Raw genomic sequence first — 4,336 nt, 5'->3', positions numbered from 1 at the left:
TCTGTGCCTGACCTTTGGCCAGACCTTTATTGACTTCAGTCTGCTGCTGGAAACGTGCCGGACCACCAGTCGCCGTAATACTGCTAATCTGTTTTTGACTGTTCAGATTGGCAACAATAGAGTTGGCTTGCAGCTTCATAGTGCCCTGTTCAATGATGACATTACCGGTATAAGTGGTCACCCCGGTTTTTTCATTATAAGTTGCACGGTCTGCAACCAATGAAATAGGCTGATTTCTGTCTGAAGGAATGGCAAATACCGCTGCCGACGAGAATACAACCAAACCGACTAAAGCTGCTTGCTTAAGCAAGGTGTTAGAAAATGTAAGCTTAAGATTTTGGTTCATATTTTCCTCGAATATTAAAAAATTCGTATTGACCGTCATTTAAATTGGCTTTCAGACCTTGGCTTACAAATTCAGCTTGAGGAGATTGCACAATGACCTGTTTATCTGTTTCAATTTGCCGGGTTTCAGGATATCCGGTTAATTCTTGCGTCTGAAACTGCATTTTGCCTTGTTGCATCAGCTTGGTTGCCACGACATTGCCTGACAAAACCACGCGTTTATTATCATCATAACTGTTCGCCACTTTGGCATAGAAAGTAGCATCGACCGCGCCATCTTTATACATTGACGCATTCAGATTGATGAGTTTTGCTGTCTTTTTTTGCATGTCCTGCTCCATCCGATCGACCTGCGCACGGACATACAAATTACCGTTTTCATCGGTTTGAGTCAGGTTAATTTTTTCAGCGGAATAGGTCATGCTTCGGGCCGAGTCAACCTCAAGCTTGTTACCCTTACCGCTGTAATAGTAGTAACCACCACTTATAGCTGCAATTGCTATAGCAGTTACGTATAAAACTTTTGTATCCATAAGTGTGGTACTTAACTCAAGTTCAATGAATTGTTTAACAATTAATGTGGGACAGCGGTATAAGTGTCAAGCAACTGTTGGTAAGTTCCTTTCGCCATCAAAATCATGTCACAGATTTCACGTACCGCACCACGACCACCCATCGCCTGAGTGACCAGGTCAGCACGGCGTCGAACTTCTACATGACCATTGGGAACAGTTACTTTCATACCGGCAATGGCAAATGCCGATAGATCAGGCCAGTCATCGCCCATATACAAACAGTCTTCTGGAGCAACATTCAACTGAGCACAGGCTTCACGTAAGGCTACACCTTTATCTTCACGACCCTGGAAAACCAGGTCTACACCCAGATCAGACATGCGCTTTTCCACAATATTACTTTTACGTCCAGTAATAATAATGACTTTGATACCTGATTTCTGTACAAGTTTCATACCTAAACCATCACGGATATCAAAGGATTTAATTTCATCTCCGCTATTGGTCAGGGTCACAAAACCATCACTCAGAATTCCATCGACATCAAGCACCAAGGCTTCAATATGGCGCGCCTGTTCCAATAAAATATAAGATGCCATTTATTAATTCACCCCGGCTTGAATCAGGTCATGCATGCTAATCACACCTATAACCTTATTTACATCATCGACAACAACAAATTGATTGATTTTCTTTTCGTTCATACGCTCTAAAGCTTCAACAGCACGTGCTTCCTGGGTAATGGTCAATGGATTTTTGATCATCACTTCTGAAACAGGCAGGTTCACATCAAAGCCTTGTTGCTTATCAATTAAACGACGTAAATCACCGTCGGTAAAAATCCCGAGCAGTACGTCATTTTGATCCACAATTGTGGTTAAACCTAGGCGTTTATTTGAGATTTCGTATAAAACCTGATTCATTGGTGTATCTGGAGATACTTTTGGCAATTCTGTGCCGGTATGCATGAGGTGTTTTACATGCAGCAACAATCGTTTACCTAAAGCACCTGCCGGATGTGACATGGCAAAATCATCAGCAGTAAAGCCACGTGCATCCAGTAATGCTACAGCCAGTGCATCACCCAAAGCCAAAGTTGCCGTGGTGCTTGACGTTGGTGCCAGACCGAGTGGGCATGCTTCCTGAATATTGCCTAAAGTTAAGGCCACATCTGCATTTTGCGGCATCGGGCCTTTGTTGTCGCCACTAATGGTAATTAAAGGAATTTCCAGACGCTTGATTAGAGGCATGAGCATCATGATTTCATCGCTCTTGCCCGAGTTAGAAATAGCAATGAGCACATCGCCAGGAACCAGCATACCTAAATCACCATGCCCGGCTTCACCTGGATGCATAAAGAATGATGGCGTACCCGTAGACGCAAAGGTGGCTGCCATTTTACGGCCAATATGCCCTGACTTCCCCATGCCGGTTACGACTAAACGCCCTCGGCACTGTAAGATAATTTCACAAGCACGGCTAAAACGATCATCAATTTGCGCCGCCAATATTTCCAGTGCTTGTTCTTCTATACGCAAAGTTTCTAATGCAACTTTTTGAAAGTCTATTTGATTTGGCATATTTGGTGGGTTCAAAATAGGTTTACCTTTACTCTATACAGAGTTGATTCAATCAAGCAAAAAATAATTTTCGCAATTTTATCATATCTATGCAAATGTCACGTTTCTAAATTACAAGATTTCAATAATTGTGCAGAAATTATGACGAGCTGGCATGCTTTTAATCATTATCTATCAAAATGCACTTTTCATTACTCAATTGTTATTTCCCCTATTCATTGCTGATTATTTTTATTTGCAATGTGTCATCTTAGATTATCAGCCATGACCTTGAACGTTCGCATAAAGGTATATTCCCTAAAAAATTCCTGCATTTTTTCGTTTTAACTTTATGAAAAAAAGTGCTTAGGTTAAGATTGGACACCATTTTCAATAAGCTTCTAGAAAACCTATGCAACCATTTGTTCTATATAACTCAGAGCAACGTAAAAAAGTTGAATTTGTTCCACGTAAAGCAGGACATATCGACATGTATGTGTGCGGTATGACGGTATATGATTACTGTCATATTGGACATGCTCGGGTCATGGTTGCATTTGACTACATTATTCGTTTCCTGCGCAGCCAGGGCTGGAACGTCAAATATGTTCGTAACATCACCGATATTGATGACAAAATCATCAAGCGTGCCAATGAAAATGGTGAAAGCATTACTGCATTGACCGATCGTTTTATTCAGGCCATGAATGAAGATGCGGAAAACTTGGGCTGCTTACATCCAGATGAAGCGCCTCGTGCCACAGATTATATTGACCAGATGCAAAACATGATTGGCAACCTGGTTAATAAAGGCACGGCTTATCCATCTGCAAATGGTGATGTATATTTTGAAGTAGAAAAATTTGCCAAATATGGTCGTTTGTCTGGTCGTAAACTGGAAGATATGCAAGCCGGCGCCTCGGAACGTGTCGATGTTGAAGTTGAAAAGAAACATCCTTTTGACTTTGTACTTTGGAAACATGCCAAAGAAAATGAACCGTCATGGGCTTCACCTTGGGGTAATGGTCGTCCGGGCTGGCACATTGAATGTTCGGCAATGTCCACTTGCTGCTTAGGTAATCATTTTGACATTCATGGTGGTGGTTCGGACTTAACCTTCCCGCATCATGAAAATGAAATTGCACAGTCTGAAGCCTCAACAGGCGAACAGTATGTAAACTACTGGATGCATGTCGGTTTTATTAATGTTGATGGCGAGAAGATGTCAAAGTCTTTGGGTAACTTCTTTACCATTCGTGATGTGATGGATAAATTCCACCCTGAAGTGATCCGTTTCTTTATTGTTTCTTCGCATTATCGCAGTCCTGTAAACTTCTCTGATACAGCACTGAAAGAAGCAAAAAATACCCTGTCACGTTTCTATCATTCATTTAAAGCTTATCAACAAGTGTATGGTGAAAAAACTGTTGAAACTTTAGATGAGGCTTTAGTAGAACGCTTTAATGCAGCAATGCGTGATGACTTCAATACAGCTGAAGCAATTGCTGTGTTATTTGAAATTAATAAAGAATTGAACCGTGCTGTTAAAGATGAAAATGCTGAACAGGCTGCGCTGTATTATTCAACCTTGCGTCATTTGACTGATATTTTAGGTTTGGTGCAATACAATGTAGATGACTTCTTGAAATCAGATATTGGTCAGGAAGCTCTAGGCTTGTCGGAACAACAGATTGAAGATCTGATTCAGCAACGTAAAGACGCAAAAAAAGCCAAAGAATTTGCCAAAGCCGATGAAATTCGCCAATCGTTACTGGATCAGGGTGTGGTTCTGGAAGATACCCGTCAAGGAACTATTTGGCGTCGTGCTGATTAATTAAACATTTGGAAGCATAAAGAGTTGACAGTTGAATGAAACTCTCTATAATTCACTTCCATATTGCGGGAATAGCTCAGTTG

General features: G+C 41.2%; 5 protein-coding genes. 1 reads left to right on the top strand and 4 read right to left on the bottom strand.

The genetic code is table 11. The features are described 5' to 3' along the window. The 4 genes from lptA to B2Y23_RS02665 all read right to left on the bottom strand — a co-directional run. Nucleotides 1-346, bottom strand: a 346-nt coding sequence (gene lptA / locus B2Y23_RS02680; RefSeq protein WP_291368847.1) for a lipopolysaccharide transport periplasmic protein LptA, incomplete at its 3' end; no start/stop codon positions are given. After that, nucleotides 330-878: an LPS export ABC transporter periplasmic protein LptC gene (lptC, locus tag B2Y23_RS02675; RefSeq protein WP_291353842.1), complete on the bottom strand. Its 549-nt coding sequence runs from the start codon at nucleotides 876-878 to the stop codon at nucleotides 330-332. The genes lptA and lptC, both read right to left, overlap by 17 nt. 41 nt (nucleotides 879-919) lie before the next feature. After that, nucleotides 920-1,459: a KdsC family phosphatase gene (locus tag B2Y23_RS02670; RefSeq protein ID WP_291353839.1), complete on the bottom strand. Its 540-nt coding sequence runs from the start codon at nucleotides 1,457-1,459 to the stop codon at nucleotides 920-922. 3 nt (nucleotides 1,460-1,462) lie between these two features. Further along, on the bottom strand, nucleotides 1,463-2,440 hold the full coding sequence (locus B2Y23_RS02665) for a KpsF/GutQ family sugar-phosphate isomerase (RefSeq protein ID WP_291353837.1): 978 nt from the start codon (nucleotides 2,438-2,440) through the stop codon (nucleotides 1,463-1,465). A gap of 391 nt (nucleotides 2,441-2,831) precedes the next feature. On the opposite strand from B2Y23_RS02665, the gene cysS reads away from it, so the two are divergent. Then, a complete protein-coding gene (gene cysS, locus B2Y23_RS02660) occupies nucleotides 2,832-4,253 on the top strand; it encodes a cysteine--tRNA ligase (protein WP_291353835.1) in 1,422 nt (473 codons plus the stop codon). The last annotated feature ends 83 nt before the right edge of the window (nucleotides 4,254-4,336 follow it).

It is taken from the genome of Acinetobacter sp. UBA5934 (assembly GCF_002430855.1).
Classification (GTDB): Bacteria; Pseudomonadota; Gammaproteobacteria; order Pseudomonadales; family Moraxellaceae; genus Acinetobacter.
This window is presented reverse-complemented; position numbering and strand designations above follow the sequence as displayed.

Bases quoted from the DNA above. Each gene is read 5' to 3' on its own strand.
- cysS (WP_291353835.1), top strand. From the start codon at position 2,832: ATGCAACCATTTGTTCTATATAACTCAGAGCAACGTAAAAAAGTTGAA.
- lptC (WP_291353842.1), bottom strand. From the start codon at position 878: ATGGATACAAAAGTTTTATACGTAACTGCTATAGCAATTGCAGCTATA.
- B2Y23_RS02665 (WP_291353837.1), bottom strand. From the start codon at position 2,440: ATGCCAAATCAAATAGACTTTCAAAAAGTTGCATTAGAAACTTTGCGT.
- B2Y23_RS02670 (WP_291353839.1), bottom strand. From the start codon at position 1,459: ATGGCATCTTATATTTTATTGGAACAGGCGCGCCATATTGAAGCCTTG.